The sequence below is a fragment of the Polaromonas aquatica genome (assembly GCF_050626995.1).
Taxonomy (GTDB): Bacteria; Pseudomonadota; Gammaproteobacteria; order Burkholderiales; family Burkholderiaceae_C; genus Polaromonas; species Polaromonas aquatica_A.
This window is the reverse complement of record NZ_CP192467.1, coordinates 3,091,297-3,112,777: the sequence shown is the minus strand read 5'-3', so window position 1 is coordinate 3,112,777 and position 21,481 is coordinate 3,091,297. Positions and strand designations below refer to the sequence as shown.

At 62.2% G+C, this 21,481-nt stretch carries 22 protein-coding genes; 12 read left to right on the top strand and 10 right to left on the bottom strand.

Translation table 11 applies throughout. The annotated features are described in order from the left end of the window. The first annotated feature begins 165 nt into the window (after window positions 1–165). Together ACQ4MS_RS14920 and ACQ4MS_RS14915 are read left to right on the top strand one after the other, a co-directional pair. Complete coding sequence (locus ACQ4MS_RS14920; protein ID WP_431095414.1) at window positions 166–1,185, top strand: GlxA family transcriptional regulator; 1,020 nt, start codon at window positions 166–168, stop codon at window positions 1,183–1,185. A gap of 323 nt (window positions 1,186–1,508) precedes the next feature. After that, window positions 1,509–3,020, top strand: coding sequence for a sensor histidine kinase (locus ACQ4MS_RS14915; RefSeq protein ID WP_431095413.1), 1,512 nt, complete (start codon window positions 1,509–1,511; stop codon window positions 3,018–3,020). Here ACQ4MS_RS14915 and ACQ4MS_RS14910 read toward each other — a convergent pair. Beyond that, window positions 2,944–3,915, bottom strand: a complete 972-nt coding sequence (locus ACQ4MS_RS14910) for a GlxA family transcriptional regulator (RefSeq protein WP_431099597.1) — start codon at window positions 3,913–3,915, stop codon at window positions 2,944–2,946. The two genes, ACQ4MS_RS14915 and ACQ4MS_RS14910, sit on opposite strands and share 77 nt — an antisense overlap. 279 nt (window positions 3,916–4,194) lie before the next feature. On the opposite strand from ACQ4MS_RS14910, the gene ACQ4MS_RS14905 reads away from it, so the two are divergent. The 7 genes from ACQ4MS_RS14905 (at window position 4,195) to ACQ4MS_RS14875 (ending at window position 11,048) form a co-directional block, all read left to right on the top strand. Further along, window positions 4,195–5,061: an ABC transporter substrate-binding protein gene (locus ACQ4MS_RS14905; RefSeq protein ID WP_431095412.1), complete on the top strand. Its 867-nt coding sequence runs from the start codon at window positions 4,195–4,197 to the stop codon at window positions 5,059–5,061. A 75-nt stretch (window positions 5,062–5,136) separates the two neighbouring features. Continuing rightward, on the top strand, window positions 5,137–5,925 hold the full coding sequence (locus tag ACQ4MS_RS14900; RefSeq protein ID WP_431095411.1) for an amino acid ABC transporter ATP-binding protein: 789 nt from the start codon (window positions 5,137–5,139) through the stop codon (window positions 5,923–5,925). Continuing rightward, the gene (locus ACQ4MS_RS14895) at window positions 5,925–6,581 is read left to right on the top strand and encodes an amino acid ABC transporter permease (protein ID WP_431095409.1); all 657 of its coding nucleotides are present in this window, start codon (window positions 5,925–5,927) and stop codon (window positions 6,579–6,581) included. The genes ACQ4MS_RS14900 and ACQ4MS_RS14895 overlap by 1 nt, the downstream gene beginning before the upstream one ends. Further along, a complete protein-coding gene (locus tag ACQ4MS_RS14890; RefSeq protein ID WP_431095408.1) occupies window positions 6,578–7,264 on the top strand; it encodes an amino acid ABC transporter permease in 687 nt (228 codons plus the stop codon). The genes ACQ4MS_RS14895 and ACQ4MS_RS14890 overlap by 4 nt, the downstream gene beginning before the upstream one ends. Continuing rightward, on the top strand, window positions 7,261–8,700 hold the full coding sequence (locus ACQ4MS_RS14885) for an amidase (RefSeq protein ID WP_431095407.1): 1,440 nt from the start codon (window positions 7,261–7,263) through the stop codon (window positions 8,698–8,700). The genes ACQ4MS_RS14890 and ACQ4MS_RS14885 overlap by 4 nt, the downstream gene beginning before the upstream one ends. Window positions 8,701–8,829: 129 nt before the next feature. Beyond that, a complete protein-coding gene (locus ACQ4MS_RS14880; RefSeq protein ID WP_431095405.1) occupies window positions 8,830–9,813 on the top strand; it encodes a lysylphosphatidylglycerol synthase domain-containing protein in 984 nt (327 codons plus the stop codon). 173 nt (window positions 9,814–9,986) lie between these two features. After that, the gene (locus tag ACQ4MS_RS14875; protein ID WP_431095404.1) at window positions 9,987–11,048 is read left to right on the top strand and encodes an NAD(P)-dependent alcohol dehydrogenase; all 1,062 of its coding nucleotides are present in this window, start codon (window positions 9,987–9,989) and stop codon (window positions 11,046–11,048) included. 52 nt (window positions 11,049–11,100) lie between these two features. Here ACQ4MS_RS14875 and ACQ4MS_RS14870 read toward each other — a convergent pair whose 3' ends face one another. Both ACQ4MS_RS14870 and ACQ4MS_RS14865 read right to left on the bottom strand, forming a co-directional pair. Further along, window positions 11,101–13,332, bottom strand: a complete 2,232-nt coding sequence (locus ACQ4MS_RS14870; RefSeq protein WP_431095403.1) for an ATP-binding protein — start codon at window positions 13,330–13,332, stop codon at window positions 11,101–11,103. Further along, entirely contained in the window at window positions 13,332–14,393 is a 1,062-nt protein-coding gene (locus tag ACQ4MS_RS14865) for a 5-methyltetrahydropteroyltriglutamate--homocysteine methyltransferase (RefSeq protein WP_431095402.1), read from the bottom strand. The genes ACQ4MS_RS14870 and ACQ4MS_RS14865 overlap by 1 nt, the downstream gene beginning before the upstream one ends. A gap of 292 nt (window positions 14,394–14,685) precedes the next feature. On the opposite strand from ACQ4MS_RS14865, the gene ACQ4MS_RS14860 reads away from it, so the two are divergent. Continuing rightward, window positions 14,686–14,916 (top strand): SlyX family protein, encoded by a 231-nt coding sequence (locus ACQ4MS_RS14860; protein ID WP_431095400.1) that lies wholly within the window; start codon window positions 14,686–14,688, stop codon window positions 14,914–14,916. 23 nt (window positions 14,917–14,939) lie between these two features. On the opposite strand, the gene ACQ4MS_RS14855 is transcribed toward ACQ4MS_RS14860, so the two are convergent. The 6 genes from ACQ4MS_RS14855 to ACQ4MS_RS14830 form a co-directional block, all read right to left on the bottom strand. Then, window positions 14,940–15,452: an SRPBCC family protein gene (locus ACQ4MS_RS14855; protein ID WP_431095398.1), complete on the bottom strand. Its 513-nt coding sequence runs from the start codon at window positions 15,450–15,452 to the stop codon at window positions 14,940–14,942. After that, window positions 15,439–15,807, bottom strand: coding sequence for an ArsR/SmtB family transcription factor (locus tag ACQ4MS_RS14850; protein WP_431095397.1), 369 nt, complete (start codon window positions 15,805–15,807; stop codon window positions 15,439–15,441). The genes ACQ4MS_RS14855 and ACQ4MS_RS14850 overlap by 14 nt, the downstream gene beginning before the upstream one ends. Window positions 15,808–15,919: 112 nt before the next feature. Further along, window positions 15,920–16,294, bottom strand: coding sequence for a GFA family protein (locus tag ACQ4MS_RS14845; RefSeq protein ID WP_431095395.1), 375 nt, complete (start codon window positions 16,292–16,294; stop codon window positions 15,920–15,922). A 117-nt stretch (window positions 16,295–16,411) separates the two neighbouring features. After that, window positions 16,412–16,888 (bottom strand): hemerythrin domain-containing protein, encoded by a 477-nt coding sequence (locus tag ACQ4MS_RS14840; protein WP_431095394.1) that lies wholly within the window; start codon window positions 16,886–16,888, stop codon window positions 16,412–16,414. Between the two features lie 183 nt (window positions 16,889–17,071). Further along, entirely contained in the window at window positions 17,072–17,641 is a 570-nt protein-coding gene (locus ACQ4MS_RS14835) for a cysteine hydrolase family protein (protein WP_431095393.1), read from the bottom strand. Beyond that, entirely contained in the window at window positions 17,631–18,134 is a 504-nt protein-coding gene (locus tag ACQ4MS_RS14830) for a DUF421 domain-containing protein (RefSeq protein WP_431095392.1), read from the bottom strand. Before ACQ4MS_RS14830 ends, ACQ4MS_RS14835 begins: the two co-directional genes overlap by 11 nt. Window positions 18,135–18,426: 292 nt before the next feature. Between ACQ4MS_RS14830 and ACQ4MS_RS14825 the strand changes: the two genes are divergently transcribed. Then, complete coding sequence (locus ACQ4MS_RS14825) at window positions 18,427–18,669, top strand: hypothetical protein (RefSeq protein ID WP_431095391.1); 243 nt, start codon at window positions 18,427–18,429, stop codon at window positions 18,667–18,669. A gap of 87 nt (window positions 18,670–18,756) precedes the next feature. Here ACQ4MS_RS14825 and ACQ4MS_RS14820 read toward each other — a convergent pair whose 3' ends face one another. Further along, window positions 18,757–20,211, bottom strand: a complete 1,455-nt coding sequence (locus ACQ4MS_RS14820) for a DHA2 family efflux MFS transporter permease subunit (RefSeq protein WP_431095390.1) — start codon at window positions 20,209–20,211, stop codon at window positions 18,757–18,759. 401 nt (window positions 20,212–20,612) lie between these two features. Between ACQ4MS_RS14820 and ACQ4MS_RS14815 the strand changes: the two genes are divergently transcribed. Next, entirely contained in the window at window positions 20,613–21,422 is an 810-nt protein-coding gene (locus ACQ4MS_RS14815) for a hypothetical protein (protein WP_431095389.1), read from the top strand. Window positions 21,423–21,481 lie beyond the last annotated feature (59 nt).

Below are 21,481 nucleotides of genomic sequence, written 5' to 3'. Positions count from 1 at the left end.
TAAAAAGGGTTGAAGAAAAGACCCACGGGGTGAGTCCAAGCCGCAATGATCCGCGTCAGTACGCAGAGATGGCAGAGCTAAACTTGCCCTGAAACGGTCTGTTCATGCCATGCAGCGTGACTTCAGTGGTTTTCCTATGGCTTTTGGCCCACACTCCTGCCCACCATGACCCACTTCGGATCCAACACCCTGCACGTGAGCCTCGTGGCCCTGCCCGATGCGGTGATCTCCACGCTGGCGGGCATCCTCGACGTGATGAACGGCGCTGCGTTGATGGGCCTGGGTGACGCCAAGGCGCAGCCACCGTTTCAGATCGACATCGTCGGCGAGCGGGCCGGCCCCTTGCCATTGGCCAGCGGCGTGCCGATCGAAGTCCAAAAATCCATTGACGACATTGAGTCGACCGACATCGTGATCGTGCCGTCGGTGCTGCTGGCGTCCGGGGGCTGGCAGAAAGGCCGCTACCCGCGCCTGGTGGCCTGGCTGCAGCGCATGCATGCGCGCGGCGCGATGCTGTGCTCGGCGTGCTCAGGGGTTTTCCTGCTGGCTGAGACAGGCATCTTTGACGGCAAGGATGCGACGGTGCACTTCGGTTATGCCGATGCTTTCACGACTCTTTACCCTTCAGTGACTGTGCACCCCGAGCGCGTGCTGGTGATCTCGGGCCTGCGTGAAGAGCTGGTCTGCTCGGGCGCATCGACCACCTGGCACGACATGGTGCTGTACCTCACAGCGCGGCACGCAGGCGCCACCACAGCACAGGCGGTGGCGCGCATGTTTGCGCTGCAATGGCACCAGGACGGCCTGGCGCCCTACATCGTGTTTGAAGGCAAGAGCGACCACGGCGACGGCGAGGTGCTGAGCGCGCAGCAGTGGCTCGCACAGCACTTTTCAGTGGCCAAGCCGGTGGAAGAAATGATCAAGCGCTCCAAGCTGGCTGAGCGCACCTTCAAGCGGCGCTTTACCGCCGCCACCGGCATTGCGCCGCTGGAATATACACAACGCCTGCGCATTGAAGACGCCAAGCGCCGCCTGGAGCGTACTGATGCGTCGATCGATGAGATCAGCTGGCGCGTGGGATATGAAGACCCTGCGTTCTTTCGGCGCCTGTTCAAGCGCACCACGGGCATGGCGCCTGGGGCATATCGCAAGCGCTTCTGCATTCCGGAGTTCGCGCGCTCTTGAGGCTCAGCCACGCGCTGATGCGCCCATGAATAAAAAGGTATGCGTTTCGCCTCAGTAGCCACGGCGCAATGACAACCAAAGACGGCTCGTCCAATCCTGCCAATACTGGCAAGATCAACGCAAGGGCCATTGGGGCAACGGCAACAAACCAGAACAAAACGGGCTTCCCCGCCTTCCGTTAAACCTGTGGGAATACGGCGCACCGGCCAACGGGCGCGCTGCACCTCCCGATACGCCGCAAAGAAGGGTGGGTTTCACACGCTGACTACGTAGAAGTCCCCATCCCCGCCCTCTTCTTCCGACCCGGCACTCAAGAGAGAATCATGGATATCGTTGCTGCCCGCGCTCCCACCTCGCCCACGGAAGAATCCTCTCTCAATGACGTCCACCCCGCCAGCAGCCACCGGAAGCACTCATCGATGAGCCCGCGCGAGGCCTGGATCAGCGGGCAACTGGTCCACACGTTCATGCGAAATGCGGAGCCCACGCTGCATGCGGCCGTGCTGGTGATCGGAGTGATCGTGGTGATGCTGCACAAAGATGTGCCGTCATGGGACCTCTGGGTATGGGCTGTGGCCGCGGGCTCGATCACTTTTCTGCGCTACGCCATCCTGCATGCGTACCGCAAGCGCCTGGCTGAGGCCGACGGTGTGGCGTTACAGGAGTTCATGTCGCTCTACGGATGGGCCTGGCCCTTGAGCGCGGCGGTCTGGGGCTCGCTGATGTTTGTGGTGTACCGCCAGGCGCCCATCGAAGACCAGCTGGTATGCATTTTGATCCTGGCGGCCACCGCGGCGGTCACAGTGGCCTCGTCCCCGCCGAGTTTGCCCAGCTTCACGGCGTACTGCAATTGCCTGAGCGGATCAGTGCTGGCAGCCCTGGCCTGGCGTATAGACCTGACGGGAGGCTTGCCTTCGATGCTGGATACCGGCGCCGAGATGGCGGTGGTGCTGGTCTTCCTGTGGATTGCCCATGTGACGGGCCGGCGCATGTACCGGGCCAAGCGCATCAGCCTGGAGCGGCAGTTCGACCGCCAGGAGCTGATCGTGGCCCTGGAGGAACGCAAACAGGCGCTGGCGGACGCCGAGGCCGTGAGGAGCCGCTTTATCGCCAGTGCGGCGCATGACTTGCGCCAGCCCGTGCATGCGCTGGGCCCCTATGCCGACTGGCTGACCAAGGAGCCGGAGTTCGCGGTGCAGATCGCACGCAAGATTGCGGAATCCACGCGCAAGATCGATGAAATATTCGAGTCGCTGTTCGACCTTGCAGGGTTGGACCCGGCTTCGCTGAACGTCCACCTGCAGCCCGTGGACCTGCCCGCGCTGATCCACACGCTGACCGACAAATACACACCGCTGGCGCACGAAAAGCACCTGCGCCTGCGCACACGGTCCGCCGCAGGACGGGCGCTGTCAGACCCGGTGCTGCTTACACGGCTGGTGGGTAGCCTGCTGTCCAACGCCCTGCGCAACACACATGGCGGCGGCGTGCTGCTGGCGGCACGGCAGCGCCAGGGCAAGTGGCGCATAGAGCTGTGGGACACAGGCACAGGCACGGCGCATGAGCGGCAGCAGACTTTTTCCCAAGGCATCCCGCAGCAGGGCATGGCCGAAGGCTTCGGGCTGGAGCTGGCCGCTGTCTACCGCTTGAGCCAGCTGTTGAAGCATCCCGTCGGCATGACGGACCGCCGGGGGCGGGGCAGCGTTTTCTGGGTAGAACTGCCCTGGTATGAAGAAGGCGGGACTACGCCGCCAGCGCTCACCCCTCCATCAGAGGCATCGCCTTCCGCAGCCGGCCGGGCGAAACACCATAGAGCTGTTGAAAATGCCGGATGAAATGCGAAGCATCCGCGAACCCGCATTCGTAGGCGATGGTGCTCACTGGTGAATCCGTTGAGGTCAACAACCACCGGCCATATTTGAGCCGGGAGCTGCGGTAAAACTCCGAGGGCGAGGTGCCAGTTTCCGCCAGAAAAACCCTTTCCAGCTGCCGGCTGCTGGAATCCACAATTTTGGCGATGACGGCAATTTCGAGCGGCGTGGTGATGTTCTTTTCCATCAGCACAATTGCCTGCCGGAGCTTGTCGTTGTCGGCGGATGCGTAGCCCAGCGCGCGCCGGCGTGCGACATGCGAGATGGCGGATTTGCGGGTCACCGTCATCTGGTGCACTACCTTGGCGGCACGGTCCGGGCCACAGTGCAGGCGAATCAGCTCGGTGGCCAGCTCGATGATCGAGATACCCCCCGCGCAGGTAATCCGGTCGCCATCGAAGACGTAGTCGCAGTTGGTCGTGTAGGGCAGCGCGGGGAAAGCCTCCTTCCAGTCATTGACATGGAAGGGATGAACGCAGGCCATCCTGCCTTCCATCAGCCCATGCCTGGCCAGCACAAAGCTGCCGGTGCAAATGCCGATCAGCGGCACGCCACTCTTCGCGGCATGGTTCAGGAACTTCACCCCCCTGGGGTCAGCCGTTTTCATGAAGGGCAGCAAACCACCGATGACAGCCACGTAGTCAAAGTGGCAGTCCGATGAGGCTGCGGCCAGCGTGGGCACTTCCACTCCGCAACTCGAAGTTACTGGCTCACCTGCAGCACTCAACACGGTCCACGTGCAGCGAACCTGCCGGCTCTGGTCGCCAAGGTCCGCCGCATGGCGCAACGCGTCGCACAGCCCCGCCAGAGACAAGAGGGGAAACCGTGGCCAGAGAAATATACCGACCCTCAATTCCACGCCGGTTTTGGGAGCTGTTTTTACCTTGGCCGCATCCAGCCGGTCCACCAGCTGGTTGCCCTCATCTTGTACGCCAGTCCTCTTGCCCGACCTGAGTGGCGCGCTCCGCGCTCGCTTCGGTGCCGCGGTTCCGGGCGCGGAATCGCCCTTCGTTGGTAATTTTTCCGAATGTCGCATACGTTCAATTTACACGCCAAAGCCTCCTATGACAAGTTGACAGCGCTTCATACCATCCACCCCGTCAGTTAGAGATTCGTCAACTACCAACAGGAGTTCTTCGTGAAGAAAACATTCATCGCACGCCTCTTATGCATGCTTCTAACCGCAGGGACGATGCTGCCAACCGCCAACGCCCAGGCATTGCAAACCGTCGAGAAAGACGCTTTGACGATCGCGTTTACCGGTGACATGCCAGGCACGGGCTACCAGGACGGCGCCATGATCGGCTACGACGGCGAAATCCTGCAGCGCGTGGCGGAAGCCGTCAAGCTCAAGGTAAAACCGGCACTCATGGAGTGGTCGGGCACCATTGCTTCAGTGCAGGCCAAGCGTGTCGATGTGATGGCCGGCACCATGGGCTGGACAGAGCAGCGCTCGAAGATCATGACCTTGAGCGACCCGATCCATTACTTCAAGAACGGCATTACCCAGTCGAGCAAGACCAACTGGTCGCGCCTCAAGGACCTGGAAGGCAAGAAGGTTGGCACGATCACCGGGTTCTCGTTCATTCCGGAGCTTCGCAAAATCACCGGCCTGCAACTGACGATGTATGACACATCCGACGCGGCGGTGCGCGACCTGCTGGCCGGCCGCATCGATGCCGTCATCGGCGACCCGCCCGTCATGCAATACGCCATTTCGCGCAACCCGCAATGGAATCTCAAGTTCAACGCTTTCACTGACAACAACCCGGACTACCCCTTGCTCACCGGGCTCGGCCAGGTGGTGTTTGGCCTGAACAAGGACAACCCGGAACTGGCCAAGGCCGTGAATACGGAAATCGCCAGGCTCTGGCAGGGCTGTGAGCTGAAAAAGATCGGCGGCAAATACGGCCTGGTGCAGGACGTCTGGTACATGCCCGTGGGCCAGAACTTCCGCGCCGGTGTTGACCGTCCGGCCGACTGGAAACTGCCGTCCTGCAAATAGCCCTCCGAAGCCCGGATACAGGCGAATGTGCGGGGGTCCGCGCGTACGTTTGCCTGCACCAAAGAAACCGATCCAATGAACAACACACTGTTAAAAGTCGATGGGCTGAAGAAGAGCTACGGTCCGCTTGAAGTGCTCAAGGGGATTTCCTTTGACCTGAGCAAAGGCGAAACCCTTTCGCTGATCGGGCCCAGCGGCTCCGGAAAGTCGACCTGCCTGCGCTGCCTGAATTTTCTGGAACAACCAGGTGAAGGCGCCATCGTGCTTGATGGTGAGCGGATAGGCCAGGTGCCAGATCGACGTGGCGGCTTCCGCTTCATGAATGACCGCGAGCTTGCGCCGCAGCGGCGCGAGATCGGCATGGTGTTCCAGCTGTTTTATTTGTGGCCGCACCTGAACGTTCGCGACAACGTCGCCCTGGGCTCCATCAAGGCCGGCGGCATGTCGAAACCCGAAGCCTATGAGCTTGCAGACGCCATGCTGGAAAAAGTCCACCTTTCCAACAAGGCCGGGGAATACCCGGAACGGCTCTCCGGAGGGCAACAGCAGCGCGTGGCCATTGCAAGGGCATTGGCCCAGCAGCCCAAGCTCATTCTTTTTGACGAGCCGACCTCCGCGCTTGACCCGGAGCTGGTTGGTGAGGTGCTGACGGTAATCCGGGAGCTGGCCGAAGAAGGCCGCTCGATGATCCTGGTCACGCACGAGATCCGCTTTGCCAGGGATGTGGCCGACCGCGTGATCTTCATGGATGGCGGCCATATCGTCGAACAAGGTCCCGCTATCGATGTCATCAACAACCCCCAGCTGGAACGCACCCGCAGCTTTCTCGGCCAGGTGGCGGACAACCCGGGGTTGGCCGGGTGATGGAACAGCTTGGAATTTTTGGTGGCATTCTCGCCGTGCTGATGGGCGGCGCGGTGACCGCCGCGGTGGTGGCACTCGGTGCTTTTGCCATGGCGCTGGCGGGCGGAATGCTGCTGGCGGTAACGGTGACCTTCGCGCGCTTCCGCCTGCTGAAGTTGGCCATTGCCGCTTACGTCGAATGGATGCGCAATGTACCGGCATTGGCCCACCTCTTTGTGATCTATTTCGGGCTTGCGGCCGTGGGCATCCGGCTCTCGCCGCTGGTGGCGGCCATCCTGGGCCTTGGGCTGGTCGGTGCGGCGGTGTTGTGCGATGTGTTTGCCGCCGGGCTCAAATGCCTTCATGCCGGGCAGCGCGAGGCGGCGCTTTCGGTCGGCATGACGCCGCGGCAGACGCTGGTTCACGTCCTGCTTCCTCAAATGCTGCGGGTGACCTGGCCATCCCTTGGCAACTACACCAGCCAGCTGCTGAAAGACACCTCCATTGCGTCGGCGATTGCCGCGCCGGAAATCATGTTTTTTGCCAGGAACCTGGTGACCTCCACGTTTGAGACCACCTTGATTTACCTTGCCGCCATGCTGTTGTACGCAGCCATGGTGCTGCCGATCAGCTGGGGATTTGCCAGGGCCGAAAGCCGTATGGAGAACAAGCGATGAACAGCTTTTTTGCGGTGTTCCTGCAATACTGGCCCGAGTGGGCGCCCCGACTTGCCGAAGCGGCCAAAGTGACGGCAAAGCTGTCGTCTGCGGGCTTTGTGATGGCCCTGCTTCTGGGCGCCGCTTTGGTGGTCATGCTCCGCAGTGGCCGGCCGGCCCTGCGTTTTGCCGCGAACTTTTTCATCCAGTTCGTGCGCACCGTGCCCCTGCTCGCGTTGCTGCTGGCGCTCTACTTTGCGCTGCCGCCGCTCGGCCTCACGCTGCCGGGCTTCTGGGCCGGGGTGATCGGGCTGGGCCTGCACGGCGCGGCGTATGTGGCGGAGATCCTGCGTGGGGGCCTGCAGTCGATTCACCGCGGACAGCGTGAAGCGGCCCTGGCCGTTGGCCTGGCGCCGCGCCAGGTGTTCATGCATGTCGTGTTTCCCCAGGCTCTGCGCGTCATGCTTCCGCCCCTGCTGAACACCTATGTGGCGCTGCTGAAAGACAGCTCACTGTGCGCATTGATCGCAACCGACGAACTGATGCTCACGGCGCGGGCCATGTCCAGTGAGTTCTTCCTGCCCCTGCACATCTTCCTGCTGGTGGGTGCCTTCTATTTTGCGATTGCTTTCCCGCTGTCAATGGTTTCGCGGGCGCTTGAAAAACGCCTCTCGCGCGGCCGGCGGGTCATGGGCACCACATGAGCTCTACCTCCAATATCACCGATATAGTCAACCCCTCGCTGAGCTACGCCTCGATGGAGCAAACCCTTGAAGCGCTTGCCAGCGGGGAGATCAACAGCGAAACGCTGGTCGAAAACCAGCTGTCGCGAATAGATGCCTTTGACGCCAAACTTCACGCTTACGTAGACGTGTATGCGGACGAAGCCCTGCAAGCCGCCCGCGGCCTGGACAAACTGAGGCAGGCCGGTTTCACGGTTGGCCCGCTTCACGGTGTGACCATCGCCGTCAAGGATCTTTTTGAAATCAAGGGCCATGCCATCACCGCAGGCTCCAAATCGCTCCCGCCGCGGACGTCCTCCATGACGGCCACGGTGGTTGACCGTTTGAGGGCCGCAGGCGCAATCGTCCTGGGAAAAACCCACACCGTGGAGTTTGCCTTTGGCGGCTGGGGCACCAATACCTCAATGGGCACACCCTGGAATCCTTGGGACCTTGCAACCCACCGCGTGCCCGGCGGGTCAAGCAGCGGCTCCGCAGTCGCGGTTTCTGCGGGCATGGCCTCTGCCGCCCTGGGCACGGACACCGGCGGCTCCGTTCGCATCCCGGCCGGGCTCTGCGGGCTGGTGGGGCTGAAGACGACGCATGGCCTGATCAGCCGGTACGGCCTGGTCGACCTGTGCCCCACCCATGACACGGTGGGGCCCATCACACAAACCGTGAGGGACTGCGCGACGATGCTGGACGTCCTGGCAGGGCCGGACCCGCAAGACACGGCGTCCCGCTTTTCGCCCGTGCGTTCGGTTTCAAAGGAGATTGAAAAAGATGTCAGGGGAATGCGGGTCTGGACCTTGCCGACCGCTGAACGTGAGGAAGTGGACCCGGAAGTCCTGAAGGCCTATGACAGGTCTCTTGGCGTGTTCGCTGAGTTGGGCATGACCATGGTGGACAAGCCGCTCCCGCAAAGCCTCGCGCAATCCATGCGCATTGCAGGTAGTTTGATGAGCGCCGAAGGCTATGCCAGTCTCGGCACGCTTTTTGAGCGCAACGAACTGGAGTTTGACCCGAACATCAAGCGGCGGATCATGCTGGGCCGCGATATCGGCGCCAGGCAGTACATCAACCTGCTGCGCGAGCGCGAGTCCGCAAAGGCCGAGATGCTGGAAGCCATGGACGGCGTGGATGTCTGCGTATTCCCGACCAACGCGATCACGGCCATTCCCGTGAGCGAAGTCGACGAACTCAGTACGCCGCTGTCACGGTTCGGCCGTTTTGTGAACCTGCTGGATTTGTGCTCGGTTGCCGTTCCTGCGGGGCTTTCTGCCAATGGCCTGCCGGTTTCCATCCAGGTCATCGGGCGCCCTTTCGCCGAGCCCACGATCTTGCGCGCGGCGTTTGCCTTCGAAAAAGCAACGCCCTGGAACCGCCTGTACCCCGCGGGGCTTGAGCTGAAGTCCTGAGCCCGAAGGCCCAGCAACACTCGCGGCCAGTACACGGCCTGGTTCAATCCATCGTCGGTTTTCGCCTACAAAAAGCAGCGCCAGCCTCGCTGGAACTTCCCCTGCCGTGTACGGAAAATGGCAGTCATCATGCCCAGCAACGCGGCCCCGGCCTCGGCAAACCCGCTTTTCGCTTTCGCTTCATCCCTGTGGCCGCACATACGCCGCTGGGGCTTGCCCGCGTTCGCCATCATCGTGCTGGGCCTGCTGGTGTCCCATGCCCACAAGGTGGACTGGGCGGGCGCCTGGCAGGCGCTCTGGCGTTATTCGCCTCTCCTTCTTCTTGCCGTGCTGGGCCTGGCTACCCTCAGCCATGCGCTGTATGGCTGCTTTGACCTGATTGGCCGACACCACACGCGGCACAAGGTGCCAGCCCTGCAGACCTGGGCGATTGCGGTGACCAGCTATGCCTTTAATTTGAACCTGGGATCCCTGGTCGGCGGTGTGGCGTTGCGGGCGCGGCTGTATACGCGTGCGGGGCTGGATGAAGCCACCATCGCACAGGTGGTGGGCCTGAGCCTCGCGACAAACTGGCTGGGTTATGGCCTGGTGGCAGGCAGCCTGTTTGCCGCCGGCGCCATTGCGCCGCCCAGCCAGGCGCACATTGGCGCGACAGCGCTCCGTGTGCTGGGTGTGGTGATGGTGCTGCTTGCACTGGGCTATGTGGTGGCGTGCGCGTTTGCGCGGGGGCATGAATGGCGGGTGCGCGGGCGGCGGCTGCAGTTGCCTTCAGCGCAACTGGCCGCCCTGCAACTGGGTATTTCAGCGGCCAACTGGGCGCTGATGGGCGCTGCGATGTATCTGCTGCTGGGCCAGAAAGTGCCTTACGCCACAGTGCTGGGTGTGCTGATGGCGGCTTCAATCATAGGGGTGATCATGCCGATTCCCGGCGGGCTGGGGGTACTGGAGGCGGTGTACCTTGCATTGCTTTCGGGCAGCGTGCGGCAAGGAACGGTGATGGGCGCCGCGCTGGCCTACCGCGCGCTTTACTATCTTTTGCCGCTGCTGGGCGGGCTGGTGCTGTATGCGTTGCTGGAACGGTATGCACCCGCTCATGCGGACACCGATAGCTGACACGGATTCATCTGGCAGCCGAGGCAGCATTTCCCTACCACCGGACCAGGGGTACGCAGCCTGCAAGCGCCGCTCATCGTATTGGCCTACGATGGCCCGTTGTTCGCCGCGCGTCCTGCCGTCTTCCTGCGTTTTTTTCTTTTTCTTTCTCTTTTTCCTCATCAAGGATCACCATGTCACAAGCACTTGCCTACGCCGCCCAGTCGCCCACCAGTCCACTCGCTCCCTTCACCATCGAGCGGCGGGCGCCGGGGCAGACGGATGTGGTGATCGATATTCTTCATTGCGGCGTGTGCCACTCGGACCTGCACACGGCACGCGGTGAATGGGCGGGCGTGAATTTTCCTGCGGTGCCCGGCCATGAAATCGTCGGGCGGGTCACCGCCGTGGGCAGCCTGGTCAGCAAGTTCAAGGTGGGTGACACGGTGGGCGTCGGTTGCATGGTGGACAGCTGCCAGCACTGCCGGCCCTGCGCGGACGGCCTGGAGCAATATTGCGACAACGGGTTCACCGGCACCTACAACGGCCCCGAACAGGGCACCGGCGCCAACACTTATGGGGGTTATTCCAGCCAGATCGTGGTGCGTGAATCGTTTGTGCTGAAGATCTCGCATGATGCAGGTAGCCTGGCCGCAGTGGCGCCGCTGCTGTGCGCCGGCATCACCACCTATTCGCCGCTGCGCCATTGGAAAGTCGGCCCCGGGAGCAAGGTAGGCGTTGTTGGCCTGGGCGGGCTGGGCCACATGGGCGTGAAGATCGCCGCCGCCATGGGTGCGCATGTGGTGCTGTTCACCACATCGGCCCGCAAGCGTGAAGACGCCTTGCGCCTGGGCGCCAGGGAAGTGGTGGTGTCAACAAATGCCGATGAGATGGCGGCACATGCCAACAGCTTTGACTTCATCCTCAACACGGTGGCCGTGCCGCATGACCTGGACGCCTTTCTCGTTTTGCTGAAGCTGGATGGCACCATGACGCTGGTGGGAGCGCCAGCCAGTCCGCACCCTTCACCCGGCATCTTCAACATGCTGTTGAAGCGCCGGCGCCTGGCGGGCTCGGCGATCGGCGGCATCAGGGAAACGCAGGAGATGCTGGACTTCTGCGCAAAGCACGGCATCGTCTCAGACATTGAGCCCATCCGCATGGACGAGATCAATACCGCGTATGAACGCATGCTCAAGAGCGATGTGAAGTACCGCTTTGTGATCGACATGGCCAGCATGGAAGCGGCCCGCTAACGGAAGACGTCTGGCCTGCCGTTGCATGACGGCGGCCGGTAAATCCCTGGGGTCAGTCGCCGCTTCCGATGAGGTCTTCGAGTTGCTGTGGATCAACGGGTTTGGTGAGGTGCTGGTTAAAACCTGCGTCAGCGGCTCTTTGTTTGTCATCCGACTGGCCCCAACCGGTCAGGGCGACTATCGTGGCTTGCGCGGCTTGGCCCTCGAGCTTCCTGATCTGCCGGCAGGCCTCATAACCATCCATGCGGGGCATGCCGATGTCCAGGATGACCAGGTCCGGCCCGAAGCTGCCGGCCACATTCACCGCGTCCACGCCGTCACCGACGGTACGCACCTCGTGGCCCATCACGGTCAGCAGCTGCGCCAGTGTTGCAGCGGCGTCGGTGTTGTCGTCCGCCACCAGGATACGGCGTGGATGAAAGGACGGCCTTGCCGAAGCTGCCGGTTGCAGGGCACGCACCGGCAGCGTGGCCACACGCGGCAGCCAGACCGTGAATCTGGTGCCCCGGCCCTCTGCGCCCGGCTCCACCCGCACGTTGCCGCCGTGCATTTCAACAATTTTCTTCACCAGCGTCAGACCGATGCCGAGCCCGCCCTGCGCCTTGGGCGTGTAGGGGCTGGGTTCGCCCTGCACAAACATGTCAAAGATGCTGCTGCGCAGATGCTCGGGGATGCCGATGCCGGTATCTTCGACGGTGACTGTCACGCCGTCGCTGCCGGTTTGGGTTTTGAGCTCGACCACGCCGCCTTCGGGGGTGTACTTGGCGGCGTTGTTCAACAGGTTGGTAAAGGCCTGCGACAGGCGGACTTGGTCGCCGTCGACCGTGACCTCATCGTCCGGAAGCGCCACGCGAAGCTGGTGCTGCCTTTCGGCCAGGGCGGGGCGGCTGGTTTCCACCGCGCTGCGCAGGGCGTCGGCCAGCCGGGTCTTTTCCAGGCGCAGCTCCAGCTTGCCGCGGCTGATGCGGCTGACGTCCAGGAGATCGTCGACCAGGCGCGTCATGTGGGCCAGCTGGCGGTCCATGATGGCGCGGGTCTTTTCGAGCCCCGCCGGATTGGCGGCGACACGACGCAGTATCTCCACGCTGTTGCGCAAGGGCGCCAGCGGGTTGCGCAGCTCATGCGCCAGCATGGCGAGAAACTCGTCTTTCATGCGGACCATCTGCTCGGCTTCATTGCGCGCGGCGCGCTCGTTTTCGAGCAGCTTTTCGCGCTCCTGGGCGGCTTGCTGGGCGCGCTCATAGAGCCGGGCATTGTCGATGGCCACACCGGCCTGGGCGGCGATGCTGGCGACCAGCCTTTCTGCACGTTCATTAAAAACACCGGCCTCCGGGTGCCCCAAAAACAGCCCCCCTATCACCTCGCCGGAGCCTGAGGCCACCGGCACCGCCAGGTAGCTGCGCACCGGAAGATGCCCGGCCGGCGTGCCATGGTGCTGCGGCGATTGGCCGTAACGCGGATCCTTCCATACATCCTCAATGCGGATGGGCGGCGCACCAGCAAGGGTGGGGCCAAACAAGGCGGTGCTGCGCGGGTCGACGAATTTTTCGAAGTCTTCACGCCGCACACCGGACAAGGCATGGAGCACGTAAGCCTTGCCGCCCTCGCCAGGGGTGTTGCAGAAAAAGGCGCCGAACTTCGCGCCGCTGATTTCAGTGGCCGCATCGGTGACGGTCTGCACCAGGGCCTTCACCTCGAGCTTGGCCGTCAGGGCTATGCCCGTCTGGTTCAGAAGTTCCAGAACCCGTGTTTCTTCCTTCAGGTTTTCTTCGGCGCGGCGTTGTTCGGTGATGTCGCGGAACACCCAGACGCGGCCGACGTTGCGGCCGTCGACAAACTGGATCTGCGAAGTGCGCTCGTAAATCCGGCCGTCCCGCATACGGAGCAGGTCAAAACTCTCGGCGGGCGACTCGCGGTAAATGGCGTCCACCCTGTCCATGAACTCGCGCGCATTGTCGAATTGGCGGCTCACCACCGGCAGGATTTTGGCGTGGTGGCGCGAAGCCATGACCTCTTCGTCCAGCCGCCACATCCGCGCATACTGCTGGTTGAAGCCGGTGACCCTGCCCGAGGCGTCGGTCGCCAGGATGCCGTCGCGGCTGGCTTCCAGCGTGGCACGCATCATGGACAGGGACAGCGCGAGTTCCCCGGTTTTTTGTTCCAGGTCAGCCTTGGCCGCATGCATGGCGTCCTCAGCCCTTTGCCGCGCGGCCAGAATGCTCTGGGCGTTCTTGATCGCCACTGAGCGAAGCAGGCTGTCTTCGTCGTCGCGAGGGGCTTGCATTATTTCTTCTCAAGCAGGGCAGCGGCACGCGCGGTGCCTTCGACGCGTGCGCGTATCTTCTCGAACGCGGTATCGCGGCTGGTGGAGGTGTCGTCACAAAAAGGGGAAAAACCGCAGTCGTCGGTGGTGCCCAGTTGCGCCAGCGGTATGTAGCTTGCGGCCTGCAGCACACGTTCGCAGACCTCTTCGGCCGTTTCCACCTCAGCCCGTATGGGCGCCACCACGCCGACGAATACCCGCTGGTCGGCCTTGAGGTACTGGCGGATGATCTTGAGCACGCGTTCGGGTTCTTTTTCTCCGGCCAGCGCAACATAGAAGTTGCCGGCCTTGAGTTCAAACAGGCTGGGCAGCAGCTCTTCGTAGTCCACATCGGCGCTGTGGGTGGAGTCGCGGTCACCGCCGGGGCAGGTGTGCACGCCGATGCGCTGGCGGTCCGCTGCGGAAAAGCGCGCGAGTGCGAGGTTGTTCAGGTCGATGAAGCTGGTGAGCAGGCCGCCCGAAGGATCGATCTTCATGGCGAGCCGGCCTTCCGTGAAGTCGATCTGCACCTTGTGCGCGCCCTTGTCCAGGCAGCGACGCATCTCGGTTTCATGCTCACGGAGCAGGTCTTCCAGGAATTGCCCGCGCGGATAACCCGCAATGCCCTCGTCCGGATACATCAGGCTCAAGGCGGATGGGGAAATAACGGCCTGCTTGACCGGCACCTTGCTGTAGCGCATAGCCACATCAAGGTAGCTGTCGGCATAGCGCCTGTAGCGAAAAGGCCCTTCGGTGAGCCGCAGCATGCGGCGGGTATGGCCGGCGGCGAACGGAATCCGGAATCCGTCAGGCGAAGTGTTGGGCAGGCCATGGACGCAGTAAGTCCAGAAGTTATGGTACTTGCGCTGCTCGCCATCCGTGATGACCGGAGACCCGGTGGCCTCAAAGCGCCTGATGGTGTCGCGGATGGCTTCCTCATACAGGGGTTGCAGTTCGGGAGATTCGGCATTGCTGTCGCTGATGGCGTCCAGCAGGCTGGCAGGACGCGGAATGCTGCCTATGGGTTCGGTGGGGATCTGCATGTTGCGACCACTATAAGTACGCACACCATCCGGCCATGTCGGCTAAAACCGATAGTTGCAGCTGGTGACAGGCCCGCCTTCGCGATACAGGGTTTTCCTGGGGGTGACGGGTTCTGCGAGGTTTCAGGCAACCCGCCCCGGCCCGCCCGGTCTGTAAACCGCTATCAATTACATAGCTGTTCGCGCCGGTTTCACAAGGGCTGGAGGCCAAAATCACTCATAAATCATCGCCACCAAGGCTACTGGGGGCGTTGAAGCCGCCCCTCCGTGCAGCTTCATGTCCAATACGGGCATGGAACCGACGAACGACACACCCCACACCGACCAGCGCCTGACGGCCCTGGAGATCAAGGCCAGCTTTACCGAAGACCTGCTGGACCAGCTCGACAAGGTCATCGTGCGCCAGCAGCAGCAAATTGACGCGCTGGTGCGCGAAGTGGCGGCGCTGAAAACCGGCCCGGCACGCGATGGCGATGTGACGGCAGGCCGCAGCCTGCGCGACGAACTGCCGCCGCACTTCTAGGCCCGCGCGCGTCTTCGTACCGTTCAACCATCCAGATGGCCGGCGAGCTGGTCGAGGGTGCCGCCGTAGCCCTCGGTGAGCGACGGCTTCAGCGCTTCAAAGTACTGGCGTTCCGCCGCCACCTCGCCGAAGGGCTGCGCGCGCAGGGACACGATGGTGTTTCCGTTTTGCTCTTTGAAGGTCACCGTGTTTTCAATTTCCAGAGGACAAGCATCGCTGAACGGTGCGCGCGCAATGCCGCAGTTTTCATTGGCGAAGGAGTTCAGCCACACGATGCGTTCACGCGGATCGATTTCGCGGTAGTTGAACCTGCCCCACATCGTGGACGCGCCCGGGAACTTCATGGCGTAGTGGAAAAATCCGCCGGGCCTGAACTCAAAGCGGAGCATTTCAATGGTGCAGCCCTTGGGCCCCCACCACTGCTGGATGCTGGCGCCTTCGCTCCACGCTTTCCATACGCGTTCACGCGGCGCCCTGAACAGGCGGTCGATCACGAACGGGGAAGCCACGGCTGACCGGGTGTTATTTGCGAACATTTTTCTTTCCTTTTTTTGCGGAAGTTGGTGGGACGGACGTGTCCGGCTGCAGAAACGCGTCGAGCTTGTCAAAGCTGTCTTCCCAGACATTGCGGTACAGCGCCATCCAGCTGGCGACTTCCTTCAGGGGTGCCGCCTCCAGCCGGCAGGGCCTGGTTTGTGCCGCACGCCCGCGTGAGATCAAGCCGGCCCGTTCGAGCACCTTCAGGTGTTTCGAAATGGAGGGCTGCGTCATGTCGAAGGGCGCCGCCAGTTCATTGACGGTGGCCTCGCCTGAAGCAAGCCGGGCGACGATGGCCCGGCGCGTCGGGTCCGCAAGGGCGGCGAACGCCATGTTGAGGGTGTCGGGGTTCATTAATCGCCTTAAATTGCCAATCGTTTATATAGCCTGATGGCTATATTAAGGTGACGACTACACGATGTCAACCGCGCGTCGCACGGACGCCCGTGACCGCTGTTCTATTCAGCTACCAGAGGTTCTTGCCGTCGATCACTGTGACGGGGGCTTCGGCCGCGTCAAAGCCGTCAAAGAGCCGCGCATTCACACCGATGCTGCGTGTGGTGCCGTCCCAGCTGCCATCCATCTCGAAGGCGGGGCTGTCTGAATAGGTGTACACCCCACATTCGGCGCAGAAGTGGTGCGCAACCTGTTTGGTTTGCCAGCGGTAGATGGCATCGCCGTCAGGGGGCGAAGTGACGTGGAACTGCTCGGGCCTGTAGTAAGCCCGCAGCGGCGCGCTTTTGGCACAGAACGAGCAGGTGCAGCGTGTGAGCTGCGCTGGAATGTCACCCTCAATGCGGAAGGTATTTTTGCCGCAATGGCAGCTGGCCGTGATAGTCATACAAGGCTCCCCTTTAAAGCTGAGGCACGTCATGATAGTTGCGGTTGGTCATATCGCAAACGCACAAAAGCCCACCGGCGTTTCCACCGACGGGCTTTCAGCAAACCATGAAATGCGTTACATCGCGCTCATCAGTTCCTGTTTACGGGCGGTGATCTGCTCGCCCAGTTCCGTCATATCCAGTTTGGTGGCGCGGGCCTTGGGGAAGATTTCGTTCTGCTCTTCCTTCACGTGGTGCTTGACGTATTCGGACATCACCTTGATCTTGGCGTCAAACATCTCGCCGTCAGGCTCCAGGCCTTCGACCTGCGCAATCAGATCCTTCAAGGTAGCGTGCTCCACGTTGGCTTCGGGAATCAGCTCATGGTCTTGCAGGGCGGCCTTGACGGCGGGGTAGAAAATTTCCTCCTCAACCTGGGCGTGCACCGTCAGCTCCTTGCAGATCTGCGCTACCAGCTCCTTCTTCCTGTCGGTAGAACGGCTTTTTTCGTACTGCTCAAAGAGGTCGCTCACCAGTTTGTGGTCGGCCCGGAGCATGGCGGTTGCTTCTCTGTGAACGGGCGCCTTGGCGGGGTTCTTCGTCGCTGTGGACATGATGTTTCCTTGATGTGTTGCCTGTAGTGGATGGGTGGATAGTGGATAGGTAAGGGGCTTTCGCCACAGCGGCCCGGAAGCACGCTGTCTGGCGATTTTTCCGGGCCCCGGAAAACGGTGAGGTAGGTAAACCGAGCCACGCCTTGTAGGAAATTGAGAGAGCCGGGACAGCGGACTGCCCCCTCACATCCGCCCTGCATAAAAAGACGACGGCGACACATCGCACTTCAGCACGCGCTCCATGTAAGCGATGGACTGCTTTTTGTAATCCGCCGATTCGGCGGCGGTGCAATCGACCGGCACCTTCAGCTTGTACTCGCGCAGGAACCCATCCATGGCGGTCAGTTGCACGCAGATGTCCGTGGCCAGGCCGGTGATGACGATTTCCCGGGCCTGCATGCGTGACAACAGCAAATCCAGCGGTGAGCCGAGGAAAGCCGAGTGCCTGGGTTTGAGGATGGTGAGGTCGTCGCTTTGCGGGCGCAGCAGCTTTGCCATTTCTGCGGACGCACCGTTGCCGGCCGCGCAACGCGCCACCAGGCTTTGAAAGTCCGACTGCCAGCCGCCGTAGTTGTCATTGGCATAAATGGCCGGTACGCCCGCCTTGCGCAACGCGGCTTTCAGCGCCGAGGTAGCCCGCGCGGCCTCCACGGCCGTCGGGGCCAGGTCTTTGGCCTCCGGAAAATCCAGCGGGTTGATGAAGTCAATCAGCAGCAGGACGGTGCGGCTGCGCGGAAGTTCGTCAGCTCTCACGTGCACCCGCCGGCAAGGGCAGAGATTCAGGAGAAGCTTCCTTCAGGATGCTGATTTTTCCGTCAGCCTCCAGGCATGCGTACTTCATGTCGGCCTGCGCACAGTCTGCCTCACGCAGGGATTGCTCAACATCGGACAGCGGAACGCGGTGCCGTTTCAGGACATCCTGGAATATTTCGCCTTTACGCCCGATCAGCACCGCGCGCCCTTCCACCAGGCCTTGCATCTTCACACTGCGCGAGGTCAGGTAGGCGATCACCACGTTCAGCAGGACCAGGGTTGCTGCCGCCAGCAGTCCTCCGGTTACAGACTCCTCACCACCGTTCAGGCCGTTGGAAACCGATTCACTCAGCAGCATGACGACCAGCAGGTCAAAGGGTGTGAACTGCCCGACCGTACGCCGCCCGGACAGGCGCACCATGGCCAGGAGGGCGAGGTAAATCAACACGGCGCGTACCGGCAGTTCCCACCAGGACGCCTGGAGGTCAAACATGTGTGCCTCCCCAACCGGGGTGCAGAGGTTGATAAAGGGCTGATTGCGCCATAAACGTCACAGGCTGCCTCTTGGGAAGTCCATGGGAATTCCTGGGAAATCTCAGGAATCTTAGGGAAAGAACTAAATGCTAGGGTTGCCGGCCTGGACTAAGCTGTAGGACGAAAGCCAGTTAGCAAGCCAGTGATTCGGGCAGGTCCGGCTCGCGCCAACCGCCCTAGCCGTCTCCTTTGTTCAATTTCTGCCAGGCCCCGACAAAACCGCCCGGCAACCCGCCCGCAGGTGCACAAACATGCCACTTCCCCCTGATTTCAAGCCATCGGATTTTTCCATCGGCTCCATTTCGGACAGGCAACTGGTGAACCTGGCCAAGCTGGCCGGGGCCATGGACGAGGGCGACGCGCTCACACCCGAGCTTCAGGAGTTCACGCTGCTGATCATGGAGAGGTGTGCTGACGTGGGCGACAAATACACCAGCACCAAGCACGGGCGCACCGCAGGCGACGAGATACGCGCGCTGTTCGGCGTGTATTGACCGCCCGCCTTCCACTATCAAAAGGATAGCAAGTTGCGCCGGTTTTAATTGGCCTGGAGGCCAATTTGACCCATTTATTGGTACTGGTCAGTGGCCGGCTTGCGCGGTGGCGGCATCTGCGGCGCCGGTCCCGGCAGCGGCACTGGTGCGCAGCAGCACCGCCGCCAGTACAGCGGCCAGCGCCGCAAACACCGCGCCCACCACAAACGCCATCTGATATCCGCCATTCAGCGCTGCCACCGCATCGGCGCCGCCCGCGGCCAGGGATGAGGTGCGCGCTGCCGCCAGGCTGGCCAGCACGGCCAACCCCAGGGCCCCGCCCATCATGAAGGAGGTGTTGACCACGCCTGAGGCAATGCCCGATTCGCTTGGGTCGACGTCGCTCATGGCCGCCAGCAGCACGGGGTTGAACGCCACACCCGCACCCAGGCCCAGCAGCAGCATGCCGGGCAGCACATCGGCCACAAAGCTGCCGCCCACCGGCGCACGCGCAAAGAGCGCCAGCCCCACCGCCGCCAGCAGCAGCCCGGCGGCGAGCGGCGCGCGTATGCCAAAGCGCATCACGATCTTTGCAGACAGGCCCAGCGAGAACGCTGCCATGATCAGGTTGGCCGGCAAAAACCCGAGGCCAACCTGCATGGCGCTGTAGCCCAGCACCAGCTGCATGTACAGCGCCGAGATAAAGAACCAGGCGAACATGGCGGCCGCCCACAGCACGCCCACCACATTGGCGGTGGCCACATTGCGCAGGCGGAACATGGCCAGTGGCACCAGCGGCGTTTTCACTTTGGACTCAATGACCAGGAAGATCGCCATCAACACGGCGGCCACGCCCAGCAGGCCCAGTGTCTGACCTGAAAGCCAGCCGGCCTCGTTGCCGTTGACGATGCCGTACACCGCCAGCATCAGCGAAGTGGTGACGGTGATAGCTCCCCATACGTCCAGCTTTGCGCCGACGGCCTGGCCCTTGCCGCCGGGCAGCAACATGACACACAGCGCAAACACCGCGGCGCCAATCGGCAGGTTGACCAGGAAGATCCAGTGCCAGCTCAGCGAATCGGTCAGCACACCGCCCAGCAGCACGCCGATGCTGCCACCGCCCGCGCAGACAAAACCGTACACACCCATGGCCTTGGCGCGCTCGGCCGGCTCGGTGAAAAGATTCATGATGAGGGAGAGCGATATCGCCGAGACCACCGCGCCGCCCAGGCCCTGCACGGCACGCGCCACCACCAGCAGCACCTGCGAATTGGCCAACCCGCAGGCCAGCGAGGCCACGGTGAACAACGTGAGTCCCGCCAGGAACAGGCGGCGGTGGCCATACAGATCACCGAGCCGCCCGCCCAGCAGCAAAAAGCCGCCAAAGGTGAGCATGTAGGCATTGACCACCCAGACCAGCGAGGTCTCGGTAAAGGCCAGGTCGGTGCGGATGGAAGGCAGGGCCACATTCACGATGGTGGTGTCCAGCACGATCATCAGCACGCCCAGGCACAGTACCGTCAGGGCCCACCAGCGCTTGCGGCTGTCCATGTCTTTTGTCATTTTCGGTCTCTCCAATGTTCTTTCAATGTCTTTCAATGTTCTTTCACTGAGTTCGGTCAATCCCTCAATCAGACCTTGCGCTGCAGAGTTTCCTCGCGCCGAGATGCTATCAAATCAGTAGCTGCTTGCGCACATTCTCCTTGGGCACGAGGCTTTTTTTACTATAAAACAGGGCGAAAAATGGCGCCGGAGCCGCGGGCGGCCTCCTGCACATGAACGATGCGCCCCCTTCGGGTGCGCCTGTGGATGTGCCGTGTCCTACACAGGCAACCGCATTTGGCGGATAGCAGCGGCATTTCCGGTTGATTAATTTAGCGCTCAGGAACGGGAGCATCGTGGCCCTCCCCACCTGGCACCCGGGCATCCAACACAGGCCGCTGACCTTTCCCATGGGACCTTTCATGCTTTTGACTCCATTCCCCGGTCGGGGCGCCAAAGTTGCCACCCTTGCCGCGCTGAGCCTCGCCGCGCTGCCGGTGCTGGCGGATCCTTCGCCCGCGCTGGACCGCGCCAGCCTGTCGATCGGCGCCTTTCATGCGGACCCTACCTTCAATGCCGCGGTGGACACCCGCTTCGGGCGGCTGGACTCGGGCGACGTGAACCGCAGCAGCGTCACCATGCCGCGCGTCAAAGCCGATGTGCTGCTGTTTGACAGCCAGGGTTTGTCGCTGGACTACTACCAGTACAAGCGCGGCTACTCGGACTCCCTGGTCAGCAACACCAATGTGGGCAGCGGTACCGTCACCACCACGGGCAGCGCCAACCTTGACGTGAAGCTGGACTTTGCCAGGCTGGCCTACAAATGGTGGCTGGGCTCGGGCAATACCGTGCTGGGCCTGGGCGCGGGCGCTGCTTACTACCGCGCCAACCTGGACTTGCGTGCCACGGCCGCGGTGGGCGGCACCACCGGCGCCATCAACGAAATCTACAGCGACGACGCCGTGGCGCCACTGCTGGAAGTGGGCCTGCGCCACGCCATCACACCCGACCTGCGGCTGTTTGCCGATGCCTCCGGCGTGAAAAAAACCGGTGGCAGCGTCCGCGGCGAAATCTACAACGCCGCGGTAGGTGTGGAATGGTTTCCCCTGAAAAATGTGGGCGTGGTGCTGGACTACGGCCTGACCGACATTGACCTGCACCGCGACAGCAGCAACGCACGCTTTCGCGTCAAGCTCAAAGGGCCTTCGGCTTTCCTGAAAGTGCGGTTCTGAGGTTCCCATCACCCTTGCTCCGATTTGCTCAGAATTTTCTCGAACCTGCTGCGTATCTG

Coding starts and splice junctions, on each gene's coding strand:
- ACQ4MS_RS14815 (WP_431095389.1), top strand. CDS start 20,613: ATGCTTTTGACTCCATTCCCCGGTCGGGGCGCCAAAGTTGCCACCCTT.
- ACQ4MS_RS14875 (WP_431095404.1), top strand. CDS start 9,987: ATGTCACAAGCACTTGCCTACGCCGCCCAGTCGCCCACCAGTCCACTC.
- ACQ4MS_RS14840 (WP_431095394.1), bottom strand. CDS start 16,888: ATGTCCACAGCGACGAAGAACCCCGCCAAGGCGCCCGTTCACAGAGAA.
- ACQ4MS_RS14830 (WP_431095392.1), bottom strand. CDS start 18,134: ATGTTTGACCTCCAGGCGTCCTGGTGGGAACTGCCGGTACGCGCCGTG.
- ACQ4MS_RS14855 (WP_431095398.1), bottom strand. CDS start 15,452: ATGTTCGCAAATAACACCCGGTCAGCCGTGGCTTCCCCGTTCGTGATC.
- ACQ4MS_RS14820 (WP_431095390.1), bottom strand. CDS start 20,211: ATGACAAAAGACATGGACAGCCGCAAGCGCTGGTGGGCCCTGACGGTA.
- ACQ4MS_RS14865 (WP_431095402.1), bottom strand. CDS start 14,393: ATGCAGATCCCCACCGAACCCATAGGCAGCATTCCGCGTCCTGCCAGC.
- ACQ4MS_RS14915 (WP_431095413.1), top strand. CDS start 1,509: ATGGATATCGTTGCTGCCCGCGCTCCCACCTCGCCCACGGAAGAATCC.
- ACQ4MS_RS14885 (WP_431095407.1), top strand. CDS start 7,261: ATGAGCTCTACCTCCAATATCACCGATATAGTCAACCCCTCGCTGAGC.
- ACQ4MS_RS14845 (WP_431095395.1), bottom strand. CDS start 16,294: ATGACTATCACGGCCAGCTGCCATTGCGGCAAAAATACCTTCCGCATT.
- ACQ4MS_RS14825 (WP_431095391.1), top strand. CDS start 18,427: ATGCCACTTCCCCCTGATTTCAAGCCATCGGATTTTTCCATCGGCTCC.
- ACQ4MS_RS14850 (WP_431095397.1), bottom strand. CDS start 15,807: ATGAACCCCGACACCCTCAACATGGCGTTCGCCGCCCTTGCGGACCCG.
- ACQ4MS_RS14860 (WP_431095400.1), top strand. CDS start 14,686: ATGGAACCGACGAACGACACACCCCACACCGACCAGCGCCTGACGGCC.
- ACQ4MS_RS14895 (WP_431095409.1), top strand. CDS start 5,925: ATGGAACAGCTTGGAATTTTTGGTGGCATTCTCGCCGTGCTGATGGGC.
- ACQ4MS_RS14880 (WP_431095405.1), top strand. CDS start 8,830: ATGCCCAGCAACGCGGCCCCGGCCTCGGCAAACCCGCTTTTCGCTTTC.
- ACQ4MS_RS14890 (WP_431095408.1), top strand. CDS start 6,578: ATGAACAGCTTTTTTGCGGTGTTCCTGCAATACTGGCCCGAGTGGGCG.
- ACQ4MS_RS14920 (WP_431095414.1), top strand. CDS start 166: ATGACCCACTTCGGATCCAACACCCTGCACGTGAGCCTCGTGGCCCTG.
- ACQ4MS_RS14900 (WP_431095411.1), top strand. CDS start 5,137: ATGAACAACACACTGTTAAAAGTCGATGGGCTGAAGAAGAGCTACGGT.
- ACQ4MS_RS14870 (WP_431095403.1), bottom strand. CDS start 13,332: ATGCAAGCCCCTCGCGACGACGAAGACAGCCTGCTTCGCTCAGTGGCG.